Annotated in this window: 16 protein-coding genes; 5 read left to right on the forward strand and 11 right to left on the reverse strand. The window is 67.5% G+C overall.

The window, feature by feature from the left end; all coding sequences use genetic code 11:
• Positions 1–206: 206 nt before the first annotated feature.
• Positions 207–1,133, forward strand: coding sequence for a GerMN domain-containing protein (locus tag MRBLAR12_RS03440; RefSeq protein WP_229993346.1), 927 nt, complete (start codon positions 207–209; stop codon positions 1,131–1,133).
• Between the two features lie 53 nt (positions 1,134–1,186).
• Here MRBLAR12_RS03440 and MRBLAR12_RS03445 read toward each other — a convergent pair whose 3' ends face one another.
• The 3 genes from MRBLAR12_RS03445 to hrcA all read right to left on the reverse strand — a co-directional run bounded on the left by MRBLAR12_RS03445 (position 1,187) and on the right by hrcA (position 4,185).
• Positions 1,187–1,960, reverse strand: a complete 774-nt coding sequence (locus MRBLAR12_RS03445) for a 16S rRNA (uracil(1498)-N(3))-methyltransferase (protein ID WP_229993347.1) — start codon at positions 1,958–1,960, stop codon at positions 1,187–1,189.
• Between the two features lie 2 nt (positions 1,961–1,962).
• Positions 1,963–3,093, reverse strand: a complete 1,131-nt coding sequence (gene dnaJ, locus MRBLAR12_RS03450; RefSeq protein WP_229993348.1) for a molecular chaperone DnaJ — start codon at positions 3,091–3,093, stop codon at positions 1,963–1,965.
• A 78-nt stretch (positions 3,094–3,171) separates the two neighbouring features.
• Positions 3,172–4,185 carry a heat-inducible transcriptional repressor HrcA gene (gene hrcA / locus MRBLAR12_RS03455; protein ID WP_364743522.1) on the reverse strand — a complete coding sequence of 338 codons (1,014 nt, stop codon included), beginning with the start codon at positions 4,183–4,185 and terminating at the stop codon, positions 3,172–3,174.
• 330 nt (positions 4,186–4,515) lie between these two features.
• On the opposite strand from hrcA, the gene MRBLAR12_RS03460 reads away from it, so the two are divergent.
• A complete protein-coding gene (locus MRBLAR12_RS03460; protein ID WP_229993350.1) occupies positions 4,516–5,367 on the forward strand; it encodes a DUF3097 domain-containing protein in 852 nt (283 codons plus the stop codon).
• Between the two features lie 144 nt (positions 5,368–5,511).
• Positions 5,512–5,931 carry a DUF4870 domain-containing protein gene (locus tag MRBLAR12_RS03465; protein WP_229993351.1) on the forward strand — a complete coding sequence of 140 codons (420 nt, stop codon included), beginning with the start codon at positions 5,512–5,514 and terminating at the stop codon, positions 5,929–5,931.
• Positions 5,932–6,055: 124 nt separating this feature from the next.
• On the opposite strand, the gene hemW is transcribed toward MRBLAR12_RS03465, so the two are convergent.
• The gene (gene hemW, locus MRBLAR12_RS03470) at positions 6,056–7,294 is read right to left on the reverse strand and encodes a radical SAM family heme chaperone HemW (protein WP_229993352.1); all 1,239 of its coding nucleotides are present in this window, start codon (positions 7,292–7,294) and stop codon (positions 6,056–6,058) included.
• A gap of 45 nt (positions 7,295–7,339) precedes the next feature.
• The gene (lepA, locus tag MRBLAR12_RS03475) at positions 7,340–9,193 is read right to left on the reverse strand and encodes a translation elongation factor 4 (protein ID WP_229993353.1); all 1,854 of its coding nucleotides are present in this window, start codon (positions 9,191–9,193) and stop codon (positions 7,340–7,342) included.
• Between the two features lie 256 nt (positions 9,194–9,449).
• On the opposite strand from lepA, the gene MRBLAR12_RS03480 reads away from it, so the two are divergent.
• Both MRBLAR12_RS03480 and rpsT read left to right on the forward strand, forming a co-directional pair.
• Positions 9,450–10,076: a type II toxin-antitoxin system PemK/MazF family toxin gene (locus MRBLAR12_RS03480; RefSeq protein WP_364743527.1), complete on the forward strand. Its 627-nt coding sequence runs from the start codon at positions 9,450–9,452 to the stop codon at positions 10,074–10,076.
• Between the two features lie 203 nt (positions 10,077–10,279).
• Positions 10,280–10,540, forward strand: a complete 261-nt coding sequence (gene rpsT, locus MRBLAR12_RS03485) for a 30S ribosomal protein S20 (protein WP_018773112.1) — start codon at positions 10,280–10,282, stop codon at positions 10,538–10,540.
• Positions 10,541–10,697: 157 nt separating this feature from the next.
• Here rpsT and holA read toward each other — a convergent pair whose 3' ends face one another.
• The 6 genes from holA to leuS all read right to left on the reverse strand — a co-directional run bounded on the left by holA (position 10,698) and on the right by leuS (position 19,836).
• Positions 10,698–11,714 carry a DNA polymerase III subunit delta gene (holA, locus tag MRBLAR12_RS03490; protein ID WP_229996095.1) on the reverse strand — a complete coding sequence of 339 codons (1,017 nt, stop codon included), beginning with the start codon at positions 11,712–11,714 and terminating at the stop codon, positions 10,698–10,700.
• Positions 11,648–13,828: a ComEC/Rec2 family competence protein gene (locus tag MRBLAR12_RS03495; RefSeq protein WP_364743530.1), complete on the reverse strand. Its 2,181-nt coding sequence runs from the start codon at positions 13,826–13,828 to the stop codon at positions 11,648–11,650. The genes holA and MRBLAR12_RS03495 overlap by 67 nt, the downstream gene beginning before the upstream one ends.
• Before the next feature lie 82 nt (positions 13,829–13,910).
• Positions 13,911–14,906, reverse strand: coding sequence for a helix-hairpin-helix domain-containing protein (locus MRBLAR12_RS03500; protein ID WP_229996093.1), 996 nt, complete (start codon positions 14,904–14,906; stop codon positions 13,911–13,913).
• A 908-nt stretch (positions 14,907–15,814) separates the two neighbouring features.
• Positions 15,815–16,000 carry a hypothetical protein gene (locus MRBLAR12_RS03505; protein ID WP_090581036.1) on the reverse strand — a complete coding sequence of 62 codons (186 nt, stop codon included), beginning with the start codon at positions 15,998–16,000 and terminating at the stop codon, positions 15,815–15,817.
• Positions 16,001–16,094: 94 nt separating this feature from the next.
• Positions 16,095–17,186 carry a DegV family protein gene (locus MRBLAR12_RS03510; protein ID WP_364743532.1) on the reverse strand — a complete coding sequence of 364 codons (1,092 nt, stop codon included), beginning with the start codon at positions 17,184–17,186 and terminating at the stop codon, positions 16,095–16,097.
• Positions 17,187–17,304: 118 nt separating this feature from the next.
• On the reverse strand, positions 17,305–19,836 hold the full coding sequence (gene leuS / locus MRBLAR12_RS03515) for a leucine--tRNA ligase (RefSeq protein WP_364743534.1): 2,532 nt from the start codon (positions 19,834–19,836) through the stop codon (positions 17,305–17,307).
• Positions 19,837–20,679: the final 843 nt, after the last annotated feature.

Here is a 20,679-nt window from a genome sequence, read left to right on the forward strand (position 1 = left end):
GCGCCGGGACCGAAACCCGGCTGTCGCGCCGTGCCGGTGTGCCATGCTGGAATCCGGCTGTCCCAGGATCGCCGGGCTGCTCTCCGGCAGGTGAAGGATGGGGCGGTCACGAGCGGTCTACGACGGCTACAACGGATCATCGCCGCGGAACGCGGGGCATAAGAAGGGACAGCGGCATCAGGAAGCGTGAAGTTCAGCACTCATCGGTGGGGCGCGTCCGCCGCGCCGCGCTGGCGCTGGCGCTGCCCGCCGCCCTCCTCCTGTCCGGCTGCGTGGCGACGCCGCAGAGCGGCATCACGAACTCCAGCAGCCCGTCGGAGCTCATTCCCGTCCCGGCGTCGGGTGTGCCCACCACCAGCGCTCCGCTCGAAACAGCCCAGACGTCGAACAAGGCTCCGGTGTACTGGATCGGCCGGAGCAATGACAACGCGTTCCTCTACCGCGAGTTCCGTGACGTCCCTGACCAGGACAACCCCGTCACCCGCGCCCTGCGGGTGATGATGTCCCAGAAGCCGCTGGACCCGGATTTCTTCACGCCCTGGCAAAACCCGAAGAAGCTCGCGACGTCGATTTCCGGCAAGAATGTCATCACGGTGGATGTCTCGGCGGATGCCTTCAACAGCAACGTGGATGCGGCCATGGCCGAGCGCGCCATCCAGCAGCTCGTCTACACGGCGACGGCTGCCGCGGCCAGCGCAGGCCTTATCGATGCCGGACAGCAGATCCAGGTGGTTGTGCTGGTTGACGGTCACACGGACTACGTGGCCTTCAACCATGTCCGGCTGGGCGAGCCGACGTCCCGCAGCGCCGGGATGGTGGCACCTGTGTGGATCATTGATCCGCAGGAAGGCACCTCCGTGGCTGACGGTTCGGTCAAGATCAGCGGCCGGAGCACCGTCCAGGGCGGGAAGCTCCGCTGGGCGATCCTCAAAGTCGACGGTGACGGCGACAACGACAAGACGGCCTATCTCAACGGCAACGCCACGGCCTCGGCCGACTCCGTCAAGTCCGGGCTGTTTACCTTGTCCGTGAACCTCGGCCCGGGCCGTTACGAGGTCCGGGTGTCCCAGGTGGACGCGTCGGACAGCGCCAAGGAAGTGTTCCAGGACACCCGCGGCTTCACGGTTAAATAGTCTTTCGCGTCAAATGGTCTTGCGCGTCAAGAAGCGACGACGCCGGCCGCCGGTTACCAGCGGCCGAGGATGTCGCTGGCCAGTACGGTGGCGGCGGGCCCCGCGGTGGACGAGCGCAGCACATGGTGGCCCAACAGGGCCGTGACCGCCCCCGCGTCGCACAACCGGGTCACCTCCCGCGGGCTGATGCCGCCTTCAGGGCCCACGATCAGCAGCACTTCACGGGACCCGCTGTCGCCGGGCTGCGCGGTTGCCAGCCATGATTCGAGTACGTGCCGCAGCGGTCGGACGGCATCTTCGTGCAGGATGACCGCGAGATCTGCGGCCGCCACGGCCGCCTGCAGACCGGCGCCGTCCACTGCCGCCCGGACCTCCGGTATCCAGGCCCTGCGCGCCTGCTTGGCTGCTGCTGTCACCACCGACTGCCATTTGGCGTGCGCCTTCGCGGCCCGTTCAGCCTTCCACCGCACAATGGACCGCTCCGCCTGCCAGGGAATGACGGCGTCGATGCCCAGCTCGGTGGCCGTTTCGGCCGCAAGTTCGTCACGGTCGCCTTTGGCGAGGGCCTGGACCAGGACCAGCCGGGTCCCGGGCCGCGGCTCGTTGGCAACCTCGAGGCACTCGACGGTCAGCTCGCCGGGCAGGGCGGCGGTCACCGTGCCGGTCAGCCGCTTGCCCGCGCCGTCGGCGATGTCGACGGCCTCGCCGACGGCGATCCGCTTGACGGTGACGGCGTGGCGGGCCTCAGGGCCCTCCAGGACGAAGGCGGAGCCGGGGACCTGCTGGTCCAAGGTGCCGGGGGCGGTGAAGAAGACCGGGTTACTCACCGCTACAGGTTACCGAGCCTGTCCCGGAGTTTAGCGAAGACGCCGCCGCTGGCCGCGAGCTTTCCGGCCGTGAAGTGCTCGCCGCGCAGCTTGGCCAGCTGGCGGAGCAGGTCTTCCTGGGCGGCGTCGAGCTTGCCCGGTGTTTCGACCTGCAGGTGCACTTTCAGGTCACCGCGCCCGTGGCCTCGCAGGTGGGTGACACCAAGGCCGCGCAGTGTGATGATCTCGCCCGACTGGGTGCCGGCCCTGACGTCGATCTCCTGCTGCCCGTCGAAGGTGTCGAGGCTAATTTCGGTGCCGAGTGCGGCGGCCGTCATGGGGATGTTGAGGCTCGCGTGCAGGTCGTCGCCGTCGCGGACGTACGTGGCGTCGTTGTTGACCCGGATCTCCACGTACAGGTCCCCCGCCGGACCGCCGGCGGGCCCTGCCTCGCCCTGGCCGGACAGCTGGATGCGGGTGCCGGTGCCGACGCCGGCCGGTACCTTGACGGTCAGCGAGCGGCGGCTGCGGATCCGGCCCTGGCCGCTGCATTCGTTGCAGGGGTCCTTGATGACGGTGCCGAAGCCCTCACAGGACCCGCAGGGCGCCGAGGTCATGACCTGGCCCAGGATGGAGCGCACAGCGCGCTGGACCTGGCCACTGCCGCCACAGATGTCGCAGCGCACCGGGTGGGTGCCCTCGCGGCAGCAGGAGCCTTCGCAGGTGGGGCAGACGACAGCCGTGTCGACCTCAAGCTTCTTGTTCACGCCGAACACCGCGTCGCGCAGGTCAATCCGGACGCTGATCAGCGCATCCTGGCCGCGGCGGACACGGGACGCCGGGCCGCCCTGGCCGCCGCCCGCCCCGAAGAAGGTCTCGAAGATGTCTTGGAAGGCGAAGCCCTGGCCTGAGTAGCTGCCGCCACCGAAGCCGTTGTCGGTGCCGTTCTCGTTGCCGGTGGTGTCATACACCCGGCGTTTCTGCGGATCGGAGAGGACCTCATAGGCGTGGGTGACGGCCTTGAACCGGTCCGAGGCGTCTTCTCCTGGGTTCACGTCCGGGTGCAGGGTCCGGGCCAGTTTCCGGTAGGCCTTCTTGATCTCCTCCCCCGTTGCGTCGCGGGAGACTCCAAGAACGTCATAGTGGCTGCTCAAAGTGTGTATCTCTTCCTTTTCATACTGCCGGTGGGGCACTGCCTGTGGGGCAAGAAGTCGCGTTCGGTCCCGGGCCCGTCAGGGCCCCAGGATCCTCGAAAGGTAACGGGCCACCGCGCGGACGGCGGCCATGGTGGTGGGATAGTCCATCCGGGTGGGTCCAAGGACGCCGACCTTGGCCGTGGCGTCCGGCCCGTAGGCAGTGGCCACGACCGAGGCCTCGGCAAGACCGACGTACGGATTCTCCCGGCCGATGCTGACGGTTACGCCGCGCGGGTCTTCGGCCATTTCGCTGAGCAGGCGGAGCATGACCACCTGCTCCTCGAGCGCCTCCAGCACGGGGCCGATGCTGAGCGGGAAGTCCACATTGGAGCGTGCCAGATTCGCGGTACCGGCCATGACCATCCGCTCTTCGCGACTGCTCGTGGCCAGGGCTTCAAGGCCGCGGGCCAGGGCCTGGGCCGCTCCGCGGCTCGCCGGCGCGCCACTGGCGACGACCGTGGGCAGAAGCTGGGGCAGCAGGCTCAACGGCGTTCCGGAGAGGCTCGCCAGGAACCGTGTACGCAGCTCCGCCAGGGCGTCGTCGGGAAGGTCCTGCCCGACGTCGATGACGCGCTGCTCCACTTTGCCGGTGTCCGCTATGAGGACAATCAGCACCTTCCGGGGGGCCAGCAGCACGAATTCTATGTGCCGCACCTTGGCTCGGCTGAGCAGCGGATACTGCACGACGGCGACCTGGTTGGTCAGGTGGGAGAGGAGCCTCACGGTCCGGTCGAGGATGTCGTCGAGGTCCTCGGATCCTTCCAGCAACGCCTGGATGGCCCGGCGCTCGGCCGAAGACAATGGCTTCACCGCTGAAATCTGGTCAACGAAAAGCCGGTAGCCCTTGTCGGTGGGGATCCGGCCTGCGCTAGTGTGCGGTGCCGTGATCAGGCCTTCGTCCTCCAGCGCCGCCATGTCATTTCGGATCGTGGCGCTGGACACGCCAAGATGGTGCCGCTCAACGAGCGCTTTGGAACCAACGGGCTCACGCGAATGGACGTAGTCCTCCACGATGGCGCGCAGCACTTCGAGTTTGCGCGGTTCGCTCACGCTCCACCTCCAATCGACTGTCCCGCAGTCGGTGCCGCCCGCGTTGTCCGGTTCGCGCCCAGAAGCAGTACCCAGAAGTAATACTGAGACGGCCCTCTTCGGGACAAGGGTTAGCACTCGACATGCCTAAGTGCTAACCAGTCTAATATGAGTCGCCGCGTTGTTAGCATTGGATTCGCTCCAGGCGTGGCCCTCGCGATCGCGATTCCCGTCACGTCGGTGCCGAGACCGTGGCAGCCGCTGCCGTTGCCGCGCCGTCGCGGTCCGGTTCCGGCCCCGGAGAGTTCCACCGACCGCCGTACATTCCGAGTGCAAAGTAAGCGTGTAGAGATGTCGTACCAGAACTGGGGACCCCAGGACCTGTCCGCCCCCGCCAAGACCCAGTTGCCGGAAGTCCCGGTGGAACGCGGGATGGTCCTCGAGGAGGTCCAGTCCGGCTGGGTGGGTGCCGTGACCCGGGTGGAAAAATCCGGCGGCATGCACGTGGTGGCGTTGGAGGACCGGCGGGGCAAGTCCCGTTCCTTCCGCCTCGGCTTTGGCTTCCTGTTGGACGGCCAGCCGATCCGGCTGATGCCGCCGGCCCCGAAGAAGGCGGCGCCGGCCGCCGGTGCCGGCCGCACGGCGTCGGGTTCGGTGCGGGTGGCGGGGCACCGCGCACAGGTGGCCAAGGCCAGCCGCATCTGGGTGGAAGGAAAGCACGACGCCGAACTGGTGGAGAAGGTCTGGGGCGATGACCTCCGTGTGGAGGGCATCGTCGTCGAACCGCTGCACGGCATTGACGACCTCGCGGCCGCCGTGGCGGAGTTCGGGCCGGGCCCGGGCCGCCGCCTCGGCGTGCTCGTTGACCACTTGGTGGCCGACTCCAAGGAGTCACGGATCGCCGACGCCGTCATGGCGTCACCGGGCGCCGCCGGCAACGTCCTGATTGTGGGCCACCCCTACGTCGACGTGTGGCAGGCCATCCGGCCCGCGGTCCTGGGTATTGAGCAGTGGCCCGTGATCCCGCGCGGCGTCGACTGGAAGACCGGCATCCTCATGGCATTCGGGTGGCCACACTCCACGAAGGAGGACATCGGCCTCGGCTGGCAGAAACTTCTGGGGGCTGTCCGCAGCTATGCGGATCTGGAGGCGTCCCTGCTGGGCCGCGTGGAAGAGGTCATTGACTTCCTCACCGTGCCCTAGTCCGCCGCGGCGGACACTCCCTGATCTCCATTTCCGCGCCCGAGCAAGTATTCTTGGAACGGCGGCCGCGCACCCAGCGCGGTTCCGGCTATTCCAGGCACAACCCAGGCAGCAACGCATCACCGCAATCCGAAGGGCTATACCGTGGCAGATAACGCACGCGAACACACGGGCAACCAGGCCGGCCAAGGTCAGCCCCCGTACCATGGCGTTCCGGCAAATGCGCTGCCGCTGACGGCCAGCGAGGACCGGCAATGGGCCACGCTGGCCCACTTCGGCGGCATCCTAGGCTGCGTTCCGTCGCTGCTGATCTACCTCATCTTCAAGGACCGCGGCCCGTTCACGGCGCAGGAATCCAAGGAAGCCCTCAATTTCACGTTGCCGCCGACCATCGCCGCGGTGCTCGCCAATCTGCTGGTGTTCATTCCCGTGGTGGGCAACCTCTTCGCCGTGCTCGCCACCGTGATCTGGATCGCCGTGACGTGCTTCTCGGTGGCGGCAGGCATCCACGTCAACCGTGGCCAGCCGCACCGGTACGAGTTCAACCTGCGCTGGATCAAATAGCCCAGCCCGGACCCAAGCAAGAAGAGCCGGCCGCTTCCCACCAGGGGTAGCGGCCGGCTCTTCTTGTGCGGCTTCATCGTTGTGTGCGGCAGCTTAGTCGGGCCGCACGGTTAGGTGCGGCCGTTCAGTCCGGCAGGATCCTGCGGACCACGGCGTCGGCCAGCAGCCGGCCCTTGAGCGTAAGGATGAGCCGGCCCTTGAAAGCGGCCGCGGGGTCCACGAGGCCGTCGGCAATCAGCCCCGCGACGGCGTGCCTGCCCGTGTCCCCGAGGCCGCCGAGGCTGGGGATGTCGAGTCCGGAGTTCAGCCGGGCCTCGAGCATGACGCGTTCCACGTTGCGGGTTTCGGGGTCCAGCGTTTCGCGTCCGGCGGCGGGCGAGACCCCGGCGCCGAGGCGGTTGGCGTAGGCGGTGGGGTGCTTGACGTTCCACCACCGCACGCCTCCGACGTGGGAGTGCGCCCCGGGTCCGATGCCCCACCAGTCGTCCCCCCGCCAGTAGGCGAGGTTGTGCCGGCAGGCCTGTTCGGGGGTGCGGGACCAGTTGCTGACCTCGTACCAGGCGAGCCCGGCCGCGGAAATCAGCTCGTCGGCGAGTTCGTACTTGGCCGCGTGGTCGTCGTCGTCGATTTCCGGCACTTCGCCGCGGCGGATCTGCGCCGCAAGTTTGGTGCCGTCCTCCACAATCAGGGCATAGGCGCTGATGTGGTCGGGGGCGTAGGACAGTGCAGTCTCCAGTGAGAAGCGCCAGTCATCCAGCGACTCCCCCGGCGTCCCATAAATGAGGTCGAGGCTGACCGCGAGCCCCGCGTCCCGCGCCCACCGCACCACTTCGGGCACCCTGCTGGGCGTGTGGGTGCGGTCCAGGACCTTCAGGACGTGCGGCACGGCCGACTGCATACCAAAGGACACCCGGGTGAACCCGGCGTCGGCGAGCAGTTGCAGTGACTCGGGCGTGACGGAATCCGGGTTTGCCTCGGTGGAAACCTCGGCGCCGGGCTGCAGGCCCCAGGCGCCGATCGCGGCCGTGAGTATGCGCGCCAGATCCTCGGCCGGCAGCAGCGTGGGCGTGCCGCCGCCGAAAAAGACCGTGCTGAGGGGGCGCGCGGGCAATCCGCTGCGATTCAGGGCCTCGGCGGCGAATTCCACTTCCGCGACCGCCGTGGCGGCGTAGGCGTCCTGGGAGGCGCCGCCGCCCAACTCGGTGGCGGTGTAGGTGTTGAAGTCGCAGTACCCGCAGCGGACCGCGCAGAACGGGATGTGCACGTACAGCCCGAAGGCACGCTGATCGGCGCCCTGGCACGCCTGGGCGGGCAGGAGCCCGTCCGGCGGCGCCGGGTCGCCCAGGGGAAGAACGCTAGGCACGGGCCCGGCCTGCCGTCACTGCAGCAACAGTCATTACCAGCACCGCTACTTCTTGGCCTTGTCCTTGGACTCGTCCGTCGTGAGCGCGGCGATGAAGGCTTCCTGCGGTACTTCGACGCGGCCCACCATCTTCATGCGCTTCTTGCCTTCCTTCTGCTTTTCCAGCAGTTTGCGCTTTCGGGTGATGTCACCGCCGTAGCACTTGGCAAGGACGTCCTTGCGGATGGCGCGGATGCTTTCGCGGGCGATGATCCTGGAACCGATGGCGGCCTGGATGGGCACCTCGAACTGCTGGCGGGGAATGAGTTCGCGCAGTTTGCCGGTCATCATCACGCCGTAGGCGTAGGCCTTGTCGCGGTGCGTGATGGCGGAGAAGGCATCAACCTGCTCGCCCTGGAGCATGATGTCCACCTTGACGAGGTCGGCCACCTGCTCGCCGTCGGCCTTCCAGTCCAGCGACCCGTAGCCGCGGGTCTTGGACTTGAGGATGTCGAAGAAGTCGAAGACGATTTCGGCCAGCGGCAGGCGGTAACGGATTTCCACCCGGTCCTCGGAGAGGTAGTCCATGCCGCCCATGACGCCGCGCCGGCTCTGGCACAATTCCATGATGGCGCCGACAAACTCGTTCGGCGCCAGGATGGTGGCGGACACCATCGGCTCGCGGACTTCGGCGATTTTTCCGGTGGGGTATTCGCTGGGGTTCGTGACGTGGACAATCTTCTTGTCCTCCAGCGTCACCTCGTATTCCACGTTGGGGGCGGTGGAAATCAGGTCCAGGTTGTATTCGCGTTCGAGCCGTTCGCGGGTGATTTCCAGGTGCAGCAGGCCCAGGAATCCCACCCGGAAGCCGAATCCCAGCGCGGCGGACGTCTCGGGCTCGTACACCAGCGCGGCATCGTTGAGCATCAGCTTCTCCAGCGCATCGCGGAGCACCGGATAGTCGGTGCCGTCCAGCGGGTACAGGCCGGAGAAGACCATCGGCTTGGCGTCCGCATAGCCGGGGAGGGATTCGGTGGCCGGCTTGGCAAGGTTGGTGACGGTGTCGCCCACCTTGGACAGGCGGACGTCCTTCACGCCGGTGATGAGGTAGCCGACTTCGCCGACACCGAGGCCCTTGGAGGGGGTGGGCTCCGGGGAGCTCACCCCGATCTCCAGGAGCTCATGCGTGGCACGGGTGGACATCATCTGGATGCGTTCGCGGGGGTGCAGCATGCCGTCGACCACGCGGACGTACGTGACCACACCGCGGTACGTGTCGTAGACCGAGTCGAAGATCATGGCCCGGGCCGGGGCGTTCGGGTCGCCCACGGGTGCCGGCAGGTCGCGGACGATCTTGTCCAGCAGGACCTCGACGCCCATGCCTGTCTTGCCAGAGACACGGAGCACGTCGTCGGGGTCGCCGCCGATCAGGTTGGCGAGTTCCGCCGCGTACTTCTCCGGCTGGGCCGCCGGGAGGTCGATCTTGTTCAGGACCGGGATGATCGTGAGGTTGTTTTCCATCGCCAGGTAGAGGTTGGCGAGGGTCTGGGCCTCGATGCCCTGGGCCGCGTCCACCAGCAGGATCGCGCCCTCGCAGGCCGCGAGCGAGCGGGAGACCTCGTACGTGAAGTCAACGTGCCCGGGGGTGTCGATCATGTTCAGCGCGTAGCTGGTGCCGTCGAGTTCCCAGGGCATGCGGACGGCCTGGGATTTGATGGTGATGCCGCGTTCGCGCTCAATGTCCATGCGGTCCAGGTACTGGGCCTTCATGTCACGGGACTGGACGACGCCGGTGAATTGAAGCATCCGGTCGGCCAGCGTGGATTTGCCGTGGTCAATGTGCGCAATGATGCAGAAGTTCCGGATGATGGCCGGATCTGTTGCGGCGGGCACCGGGGCGGTGCGGGCCATGGGAGACACGCAGGGTCCTTACTGTTGGCATTAAGGTTGGCTGTCCACGGATCGGCGCGGATGCTGGTTTCCCATCCTGCGACGTGGCGCATTTGTCGTTCCTAATAGTCTCCCACGTCCGGGCCGGTGGCAGTGCATCCCTGCATTGCGTTGCGGACTCTGCATCGCCCCGTGGATTCTCCTCTCCCGCCTATCTCGTCCCCTCCTCCCGCCCGCCCGCTCCCCCGGCCCTCTCCCCTCTGGGGGTTGCCGGTATGGTTTCCCCATGGCTTGGAATTTACGATCGATCAGCAACGCGGTCCGCGACGCGCTCCGCTTCCTGGACAAACTCGGCGGCTCCGCGCCGGGCACCACCCGCGGCCCGGCGTCAAAACCTGCGGGGAAGCCGACGGGCAAGCCGACGGGCAAGCCGACGGGGAAGGCGCGGCCGGGTCAGACACGGCCGGGCGCCACGGGCGGCACGGGCGGCACTCCGGCCGCCGGACTGACCGGGACGTATCCCGGCGACTTCCGGGGCCGGGCGGCCGTCCGCTACGCCCCCGCACCCAACGGCCTGCCCGAGCCCGGCGAAATCGTGTGGACCTGGGTGCCCTATGAAGAGGACTATTCCCGAGGCAAGGACCGTCCGGTGCTGCTGGTGGGCACCAGCGGCCGGTATCTGCTGGGTCTGATGCTGACGAGCAAGGACCACAACGGCGATTCCCCCCGGTCGGATGACTACGTTGACATCGGCACGGGCCCCTGGGACCGCCAGTGGCGGCCCAGCGAAGCGAAGCTGGACCGGATTCTGCAGATCAATGCCAATGACATCCGGCGCGAAGGAGCGATCCTGGACGTAGGCCGCTTCAATCTCATCGCAGCGGCCCTGCGGGAGCGCCGCGGCTGGAACTGACCCGCCCGGCGCCGGGTCCTGCGGCGGATTGCCACGGGTACTCGTGCCTGCACGTTCATCTCTGCTATTATTTACAGCTGTGTGTCCGTGCAGGTCGACGGCCACAGATGGTTGGTCGCCATAGGTATCCCCACGCCGCTCAGTCAATGGCCAATCTGAAAGCCCTCTAGACCATTTTCCGCATTGAAAAAGAGAGTTCACACGTGGCTAATATCAAGTCCCAGAAGAAGCGCATCCTGACCAACGAAAAGGCTCGCCTGCGCAACAACGCAGTCAAGTCCGAGCTGAAGACGGCCATCCGCGCCGTCAACACCGCCGTTGAGTCCACCGACAAGGATGCTGCTGCTGTTGCACTGCTTTCTGCCAGCCGCAAGCTGGACAAGGCTGTCAGCAAGGGCGTTCTCCACAAGAACAACGCTGCAAACCGCAAGTCGGCCATCTCCAAGAAGGTCAACGCGCTCTAAGGTTTCCAGTTCACTCGAACTGATGATTGTGGCCGGCACCCCATGGGTGCCGGCCACATCCAGTTAAGCCGCACGTTGCGTTCTCATCCGGACACGTCGCCGGCTGGCCGCGGCCGGGTCTGACCGGACGCCGTGCGGGTGGGTCAGAACCCGGGTGTCAGGAACTTCGGACCGAGGTGGCAATCACCGTTACCGCATGTTCCACGGCATAGACGGGATCCCGGGAGAGCCCCTTGACCTGGGCGTCGGCCTCGGCGGTGACCTGGATGGAGCGGACCAGCCCGTCGGGTGTCCAGCGCCGGACTTCCCGCTGGGCCTGTTCGACGAGCCAGGGTTGCATTCCGAGTTGCTTTGCGATTTGCGAGGACGAACCCTGGGCGCCGGCCACCTTGGCCAGGGAGCGCAGCTTGGACGCCAGCGCCGCCACGATCGGAACGGGATCCGCGCCGGTGGCCAGGGCGTGGCGGAGCGTGGAAAGGGCCAAAGGGCCGTTGCCGGCCATCGCAGCGTCGGCGACCTTGAAGGCCGTTGCCTCGACCCGGCCGCCGTAGTATTTGTCCACCATGGCGGCGTCCACGCCGGTGGTGGCGTCCGCGATTAGCTGGCTGCAGGCGGCGGCGAGTTCCGCGAGCTGCGCGCCGACCGCATTGACGAGGGCGTGCACGGCGTCGGGGTCGATCCGACGGGAAGCCGTCTTGAACTCGGCCGTGACGAAGGCGATCTTCTCGGCGTCTTTTTTGAGCGGCTGGCAGTCCACGACGGGCCAGCCCGCGGCCTTGATGGCGTCCAGCAGCTTCTTGCCGCGGACTCCCCCGCCGTGGCGAAGCACCAGGACGGCGTCCGGTTCCGGCTGCGCCACATATTTAAGGGCATCGGCCAGGAAGGCGTCGTTCATCGCCTCGAGCCCGTCAACCTCGATGAGCTTCTGTTCGCCAAACAGTGAAGGGCTGACGTTCATAGCCAGCGACCCCGCCACGTAGCTGCCGGCATTGAGCCGGGTAATTTCGACGTCGGGCGCCGCCTCGCGAACCTGCCCGCGGATACGGTCCATGGCACGCGAGCCCAAGTAGTCTTCCGGGCCGCCGACCAGGACTACGGCAGCCGGTGTCACGTCGCGCCAGGTGGCGGTGTTCGACGCCGAGGTCCTGGGCCGTTGGGTCTGGGCAGCAGCCACTCGTGATTCCTCCCGGAAGTTGATTTGCGGACTCTAAGCGTCCCACGCCCGGACCGGTGCTCCAAGCCGCGCCGGACGGCCTGCCCGGCGGGCGGCCGTGCCTCCGAAGGCGACCGTCCTCCGAGCCCGGCAACCACCCTCGCATGTGCCACCAGGACAGCCCGAACAACCACCGCCGGGTGCAGAGCCAGCCACGCCGCTGCCAGCACAGTCGCGGAAAAGACACCCATGGTGGCTGCGCCGAAGGCCCCTTCCGGCCACGGCAGCGCAGCGCCCGGGAGGGCCGCGAAACACCGCGCGATACCCGCCACAGCGCCGGCGAAGAAGGCAGCAGCGGCCATCAGGAGCTGCGCAACGGCAGGGACTGCGGGCAGGAGCGCCGCAGCGGCCGTGCCGAGGAGTGTCACTGGCGCCACGAGTCCCGCAGCGGCCACGTTCGCGGGCAGGGCGTACAAGCCGAACTGCGGTTGCAACAGCACGATCGCCGGAGCGCAGAACAGCTGGGCGGACAGGGGTACGGCAACCCCGGCTGCCGCCCAGCGCGGCACCGCTGGTGGCAGCCACTCCATGATGCGACGTCCAGTGACCACAATTCCAAGCGTGGCCAGCACCGAGAGCAGGAATCCGAAGCTGGTGGCCAGGACCGGCTGTGCCAACAGCAGGCCGATGACGGCAACGCACAGCAGGCTGAGTCCACGCCCCGCCCGGCCAAAGGCCACGGACGCGAGACCAATGCTGCCCATGAGTGCGGCCCTCAGCACACTGGGATCCGGTCCCACCATGAGGACAAACAGCCCGAGCCCCGCGAGACTGACCGCGGCGGCTGCGGTGCGCGGCAGGCGCAGTGTGCGGGCAGCGAGCAGCAACGTCCCCAGGATCAGGCTGCAGTTCGCTCCGCTGACGGCCGTCAGGTGCGTCATGCCCACCGTCTTCATAGCGACTTCCAATTCCGCGTCCAGGGCGCTGGTGTCGCCGGTGACCATCCCGGGCAGCAGCCCGCCGGCATCGCCGCCGAAGCGTGCCGCCGCGGCGGTGAATGCACGGCGCAGCTCACCGGGACCTTGCTGCCAGGGCCCGGGTCCCCGCAACACCGTTGGAGCGGACGAGGCTGAAAGGATTCCTGTGTCCGGCTCCCCTGGCGCGGCCGGCCGGAGCCTGCCCGTGGCGCGCAGGCGCTGGCCCGGAACGGCGAGTTCCCACGCCGTTCCACCCATGACGACGAGCCGGGCTTCTCCGGCGACCCTTTGGCCGCCGAAGGTCATCGCCTTCAGCATGACGGGGACCGCCCAGCGGTCCGCCAGTCCGCCGGCCCCGGGAACCCGAAGCCGCCGCGGGGCGCCCGCAATTTCCAGTTCCGCGACGACAGCCGCGCGCGCGGCCACGGCCTCGGCGATGGCGCCGTCATGCCGCCGGGACGCCTCGACGGCGGCATGGGCGCCCGCCGCCACGGACAGCACCAGCGCCACAGCCAGAGTGACGCGAAGGCTGCGCGCAGCCACCGGCCCGGGACGGGGGCCGTGCCGGGCGGCTTCGCGCACATCCGTGGCGCTCCGAACCCTGGCGCTCCTGCCGTGGGCACGGCCGAACCCAGCGCGGCCGAACCCAGCGCGGCCGGGGTTGCCGCGTCCTGCCAAGAAGAGCAGGATTCCGGCGGTCGCCGCCAGTGCCGTGCAGAGTCCCGCCAGTCCGGAAGGGGACAACGAGTTTCCGGCCACAGCGGTCCCCCAAACAAGGAGGGTGGGCAGCACCAGCCGAAGGTCCGTCCGCCGTGTCCGGTCCGTCAGGCGTCGAGGCAAGGCAATGTCGCGCGCGGCCCGGGACAGCAGGCTTTCGGTGATGTGACCGGTGAGGTGCCCGGGAGGGAGCCATCCAATGCGCCCAAGGCACCCCGGGAAATCCGGGAGGCGCTTTGCCCTCTGGCTCGCAGAAGGGCTGCCACCGGGCTGTAGACCGTGGGCTGCGGGCGCGGTCATGCCCGACCCGCGAACCCGGCCGCCGCCCACCGGGGCATCGCGTTCCGAGGGCGCCGGCGAATGGACGGCCGCGTCGACGTAGCGCTGCCAACGGCTCCGCGGGGCTGCTGCCACCAGACCCCGCAGGCTGGTCCGACTCACGTCACGCTGTGGCACGTCAGGCTGTGGCACGTCACGATGTTGCGCAGCATGCCGCGACGCGTCAGCGTCCCCCCGCGCCATGTCAGATGCCTACCAACGGGAGCAGGGCCTCGAGCAACTTTGGACCGATTCCGTCAACCGCGTCGAGCTCCTGCGCGCTCTTGAAGCGCCCGTGCTGCTGACGCCAGTCCACGATGCGCTGCGCCAAGACCGGACCGACGCGCGGGAGAGTCCCCAGTTCCTCGAGGCTGGCGGTGTTGATGTTGATCTTTCCGCCACCGCTGCCTGATGTGGTGCCACCCGGGGCGGAACCGGGCTCAGGCGAGCCGCCTGTGGGCGCATCGGCCGGATCGGGTTCGCCGCGGATGGGCACCAGGACCTTCTGGCCGTCCTCCAACACGGCGGCCAGGTTGAGCCGGTCCTGATCCGCCGTGTCCGTGGCCCCGCCTGCCGCCAGGATCGCTTCGTAAAGCCGGCTCCCCGCGGGCAACTGAACCACCCCCGGCCTGAGCACCGCGCCGGCAACATGGACCTCGATGGTTTTCGGCGCCGTGCTGGCATCATCTTCTGCCGGCGGCGCGACGGTCTCGCCCGCTGCCGGATCGGCAGCCTCCTCCGCGGCCGGGGCGGGCTCGCTGAGCGCGACCACCTGCGCGCCGCCGGTGCCAGCCTGCCACCAGAAGTAACCGCCCAGCACCGCGGCGAGGACGCCCAGCAGAACCGCCGCCCGCAGACCGGTCCTGGCCCGCAACACCGTGGACAGCGGCGCCCCTGCAACGCGCCCGCGCCCGGGGAGCTCCTCGGAGTGCGTTCCGTCACCGCCGGCACGGCGCCTGCCGGCACCGCCGACGACCCCGGCGGCCAGGGACGGGATGGGGAGGCCGGACGCCGGCACGTCCAACAGCCCCGAGGACAGCTCCGCCGCCCGTTGCGCGTCCAACGACATCCCCGAACTCCCGGCCTTCGGCGAATGCCCGGCGTCTCCGGCATCCGCCGCACCGCCGAGCGTCGCCGCCAGGCGTTCACGGGCAACCCTAACTCCGGTGGCGGATTCGGCTTCCGGGTTCCGGCGTGACATGGAAGCGACTCTAGGCAACCCTCACCCACACCGATATCCGGCACCAGGCGTATGTGGAAATACCTGAGTAATACGCGTATTTTCGCAGCAACGGGCAAGTATTCCCTACGCTGGTGCCCACTCGGACCCGGTGGTAACGTCTGCATCCTCAATCGAGAAGACTTTGCCGGCTGGGGGCAACCCTGATCGCCTGGATGTGACCATCAGGCGTCGAAAGCTGGTGTGCAATGAAGTGGTTGTTTTGGCCAGCGGCGGTCGTGGCTCTTGGCGGCGCCATGCTGCCGGCCCCGCCTGCTGTGGCAGACACGACGCAAGCTACCTCAACCCAGATCGTCAACTTTTCCCTTGACAGCAGTTTCTGCCCGCAGCACGGCCTGTACGGAATAGCGCACGTGACGGTTGACGGCACGGCAGGAATGACGGCCGACCAAAATTTCATCTGGACCACCCAGACGGCCGCCACGTCGATTCACTCGGTGCCACCCGCGGGCGCCGTCGCCAATGTCACGATTGTCTACCACTGCAACGTCCAGGTGCTCTGGTGGCTGGAGCCCGGCAGCGCCCACAGGGTGAAAGCAGCCCTTTGGGTCAACGGCTCGGGCAAGCAGCCCAGCTACACCATCAAGCCGAATCAGCCGGCCCCCGGGCCAACGCCGCCGCCAGCCCCCACGCCAACTACCGCTCCAGCCCCTGCGCCACCGCCCGCACCAACTAGCGCACCGGCGCCCGCACCAACTAGCGCACCGGCGCCCGCACCAACTAGCGCACCGGCGCCCGCACCAACTAGCGCACCGGCGCCCGCACCAACTAGCGCACCAGCGCCCGCACCAACGACCGCTCCAGCCCCTGCGCCAACGAATCCGCCGGCTCCCGCGCCTACCCCGTGAGACGCACCTTCCGTCAGGAATTCACTGCTGGTAGGTGATGTAGGCCTCGTACTGCACCCGCCATTTGTCAGCGGCTTTGGGATCCGGCACGGTGGTGGTGAGGAATTGGACGCTGGTCACTTGGCCCTTGAGGTATTTCAGCCATTTGGTCACCTCTTCGGCAACGTCGCGATCGAACTGGGCTACGTGGTGCACCTGCATTGCCATGGCGACCTCCGGGTTCGCTGGGGTTCGGTGGAGTGACTTTACCTCCGGCGCCCGCTCCCGGCCAGCCTTTCGCCCACCAGGGATGCCTCCGGTGCTAGTCGCCAGCGCGCGCGGTTGCCCGGCCAGCGCCCGGCTCCCCGCCGTCCGGCTCGCCGGCAGCCGGTTCCCCGCCAGTCGCAGTGGCGTCGCTGACACCGCTGGGGCTCGAACTTCCGGGCGTGCTTCCCTCCCCCACAATCACCGCCAGCACACCGAGCCCCGCGTGGGCGGCCAGGACGGCCGGCAGTGCGCTGATCTGGGCAGGCGGACAAGCCGGCAATGCCACGGCCAGGCGCCGGGCAAGCTCCTCGGCCTCGGCCTGGTTGCCGAAGTGGTGCACAGCCAGCCGCGCCTGCCCGGCGGGGCGGGTGGAGGCATCGGCGGCAACGATTTCCTCCAGCCGTGCGATGGCCTTCGCGGCGGACCGGACCTTTTCCAGCGGGATGATCCGGCCGTCTTCAACCGCCAGGATGGGTTTGATGGAGAACATGGTGCCCCAGAGCGAGGCCGCGGCCCCTATCCGGCCGCCCCGGCGCAACTGTTCCAGGCTCGGAACGTAGAAATACACTTTGGTGCGGTCCAGCCGGTCCTGCGCGAAAGCCAACACGCCGGCCGCATTCCTGCCGTCCGCTGCCGCGACGACGGCGCCCTGCACGCCCATCCCCTGCGCCATCCCCACCGTCCGGGAGTCGAGGACCTCTACCGGGATGCCCACCCGCTGTGCTGCCAGACGGGCGGCGTCGGCAGTCCCAGACAGAGCACCGGAGATGTGGATCGAGACCACGGACTGGAAGCCACGCTCGCTGGCCGCCCGGTAGGCGTGTTCAAACTGCCCCGGTGACGGACGCGAGGTCTTGACGGGCTTGCCGCTGGCGAGGGCCACGGCAATCGTCTCGGCAATGTCGTCCTCGCCCTCGCCGTAGATTTCGGCGCCGACCATGACGGGCATCGGGACCACGGTCAGCGCGCCGTCGGCAGCGAAAGCCCGGATCCAGTCCGCGGGCAGCGCGGCGGCAGAGTCAGTGACCACCGCAACCTGCACGACGGCGTCGGGAGCTGCTTCGGGGACGCCGCCCCGGGGGCCCTGCCGAAGGCGAACAAGCCGCTCGCGCAGCCATGGCCAGCCTGACGGCTCGCGGTCTGGCACGAGGGACCTCCTGCTGTCGGGACGCATGGACTTTTTCTCCGGCCAGGGCGGTGCATGTCACGTTCCCTGCACTGGCCGCCGGTATCAGCCGGCGGCCAGTGCAGGCTTGTACGTCCAGCTAGGCCGGGACGATGTTGACCAGTTTAGGCGCCCGCACGATCACCGTGCGAAGGGCACGGCCGTCAAGGGCGCGCTGGACGTTTTCCGAGGCCAGCGCCAGTTCGCGCAGGTCCTCCTCAGAGATGTCCGGGGACACCTCCAGGCGGTCCCGCACCTTGCCCTGCACCTGGACGACGGCGGTGACCGTGTCCTCTACGAGCAAGGCGTCGTCGTGCGTGGGCCAGCCTGCGTTGGCGACCGAGGCTGGGTGTCCCAGAACGTTCCACAGGTCCTCGGCGGTGTACGGCGCAAACAGGCTCAGGATGACGGCAACGGCCTCCACGGCTTCGCGGACCGCGGGGTCCGCGCCGCCGGCCCCCGTGGCTGCATCTATGGATTTGCGGGTTGCGTTAACCAGTTCCATCAGCTTTGCCACAACCACGTTGAACTTGTTGTGGTTCAGCAGGGCCTGCGCATCGGCGATCGTGCGGTGCGTGACGGTGCGCAGGGCACGGTCACCGGTGGCGAAGTCGACGCCGGGTGCGCTCGATACATCCTGGCCGAGGCGCCAGGCGCGGGCCAGGAACTTCGCGGAGCCCGACGGCGATACGTCCGCCCAATCGACGTCGTCCTCCGGCGGGGAGGCGAAGATCATGGTCAGGCGTACGGCGTCCACGCCGAACTTGTCCAGCTGCTCACTGAGGTCGACGCCGTTGCCCAGGGACTTGCTCATGGCCTTGCCGCCATTGAGCACCTGGCCCTGGTTCAGCAGCGCACTGAACGGCTCGTCGGCCTCGATCATGCCGAGATCGTGGATGACCTTGGTGAAGAACCGCGCATAGAGCAGGTGCAGGATGGCGTGCTCCACGCCTCCCACGTACTGGCCGACCGGCATCCAGTCGTTGATCTTCTCCGGATCGAACGGGCCTTCGGTGTACTGCGGCGAGACGAAGCGCAGGAAGTACCAGGAGGAATCCACGAAGGTGTCCATGGTGTCCGTATCCCGCTTGGCCGGGCCGTGGCAGTTGGGGCACCCGATGTTGACCCAGCTTTCGACCGCGGCCAGCGGAGACGTGCCCTTCGGGGACAGGTCTTCGCCGCGCAGATCCGCCGGCAGTGTCACGGGCAGCTGGTCGTCGGGGACGGGAACCTCGCCGCAGGCCGGGCAGTGGATGATGGGGATCGGGGTGCCCCAGAACCGCTGCCGGCTGAGCAGCCAGTCACGCAGGCGGAAGTTCACGAACTTCTCGCCTGTGCCCAGCTCACGCAGGATCTCGATGGCCGCCGGGATGGCCTCGGCCTTCGGCAGCCCGTCGAGGCCGCCGGAGTTGATCAGGGTCCCCTCGCCGCTGGTGGCAATGCCCGTGGCCGCGGGGTCTTCCTCGCCGGTGTCCAGTACTGCCCGGACGGGCAGGTCAAAGGTCTTGGCGAAGTCGAGGTCGCGCTGGTCGTGCGCCGGGACGGCCATGATGGCGCCCGTGCCATAGTCGGCCAGGACATAGTCCGCGGCCCAGACGGGCAGCTTCTCGCCGTTGAGCGGGTTGGTCGCGTAGCGCCCGGTGAAGACGCCGGTCTTTTCGCGCTCGGTGGACTGGCGCTCGATCTCGGACAGCGCCTTGACCTGTTCGCGGTAGGCGTCCAGGGCGGCGGCGTGCTCGACGGTGACCAGTTCGACGGCGAGCGGCGCGTCGGCGGCGACGACGAAGAAGGTGGCGCCGTAGAGGGTGTCCGGACGCGTCGTGAAGACGGTGACATCCTTGGCGGCCTTGCCGCCCTCGGCTTCGATCACGAAGTTGACGTGGGCGCCCTCGGAGCGGCCGATCCAGTTCTTCTGCATGGCCAGGACGCGCTCGGGCCAGTGCCCGCGCAGTTCGTCCATGTCATCGAGCAGCCGGTCGGCGTAGTCGGTGATCTTGAAATACCACTGGTTCAGGGACTTCTTGGTTACGGGCGTGCCACACCGCTCGCAGGCGCCATTGACTACCTGTTCGTTGGCCAGCACAGTCTGGTCCTTGGGGCACCAGTTGACCGGCGAATTCTTGCGGTAGGCCAGTCCACGCTCGTAGAAACGCTTGAACAGCCACTGGGTCCAGCGGTAATACTCCGGGTCGGAGGTGTGCAGCCGGCGGGACCAGTCCGCTGAGATGGCGTAACGCTTGAACGACGCCGCCTGGGTGTCGATGTTGGCGTACGTCCACTCGCTGGGGTGCGCGTTGCGCTTGATCGCTGCGTTCTCTGCCGGCAGGCCGAAGGAGTCCCAGCCGATCGGGTGCAGCACGTCGTAGCCCTGCTGGCGCAGGTAGCGCGCCACAACGTCGCCCATCGCGAATGCCTCGGCGTGGCCCATGTGAAGGTCACCGGACGGATACGGGAACATGTCCAGCACGTAGCGGCGTTCCTTTGAGCCGTCGTCGAGCGGCGTGAAGACTTTCAGGTCCTCCCAGACCTGCGGCCATTTGGCTTCCATTGCCGCGAAGCTGTAGGCACCTTCCTCGGGCCCCTCCGCCGCGGCGGCTGGTGATCCGGTCTGTGTTTCCGGCTGAACGCTCACTGCTGGCCTCTTCTGTTCTATGCGGCCTGTTATCCCAAGCCTGTCTACCTTCAGGCCTGCCTGCCGCCAGGCCTGTTCACCATCAAGTCTGCACTGTCACGGCCGGCTGCCCGGCCCTGACTCCATACTGTTCGTACGTGGCACTCCTGCTACTACTACATGCGTTGCGTCCGGGAATGTACCCCGGACACACAAAAGCCCCTCGACATGGAGGGGCCGCCGCTCGGCAATCCGAGGACTCTTCGGGATCGAGGTCTCGTCGGGATGCCGGGCGGCTAGCTAAGCAGGAGCACGGCGCGCATAGGACCACTTTAGCCCCTCGGGCTGGTTCGCGCTGAACCGCCGGCCCCGATGCTGCCCGGTAGTCGCAGTGGACTCGCGCTCCGTCGCCCTTCGCGGGCCGTTATTTCCAAAATTGTTACAAATGCCATACCTATGGAACAGCGGTACTTACTGCCAATTGCAGAACGCCTCAGGCGGGTAGCAAAAATGGAAATTCAGGTAGCATTCCCCGGGAAAACAAGTAGAAAAACCACTAATACTCGGGTGGCGTTTTGCGCACGTCCGTACATTTCCACGAAGTTCGCCCCGAAAGCGGATTATGCCGCTCTAGGCTGGGAGAATGCCGTGAATAACCTAGGCCAGGACAAAAAATTTTGATCTTGCCAAAAGATTCAAATGGGAACACTATTCGGTAAAGATCAGCAAATGGGATCTCTTGGGGGGATTCGCAAATGGTCTCGGGTTGAGGAGCCTATCATGTATCACTTGCGCTATTCTTCTGTGCATCTGCCGAATACCCCCGCTGGCGGCTCCCGCGACGCCGGCTCCCTGGAACAGAGC

Origin of the sequence: Arthrobacter sp. LAR12-1-1.1, assembly GCF_040676555.1 — a bacterium.
Taxonomy (GTDB): domain Bacteria; phylum Actinomycetota; class Actinomycetes; order Actinomycetales; family Micrococcaceae; genus Arthrobacter.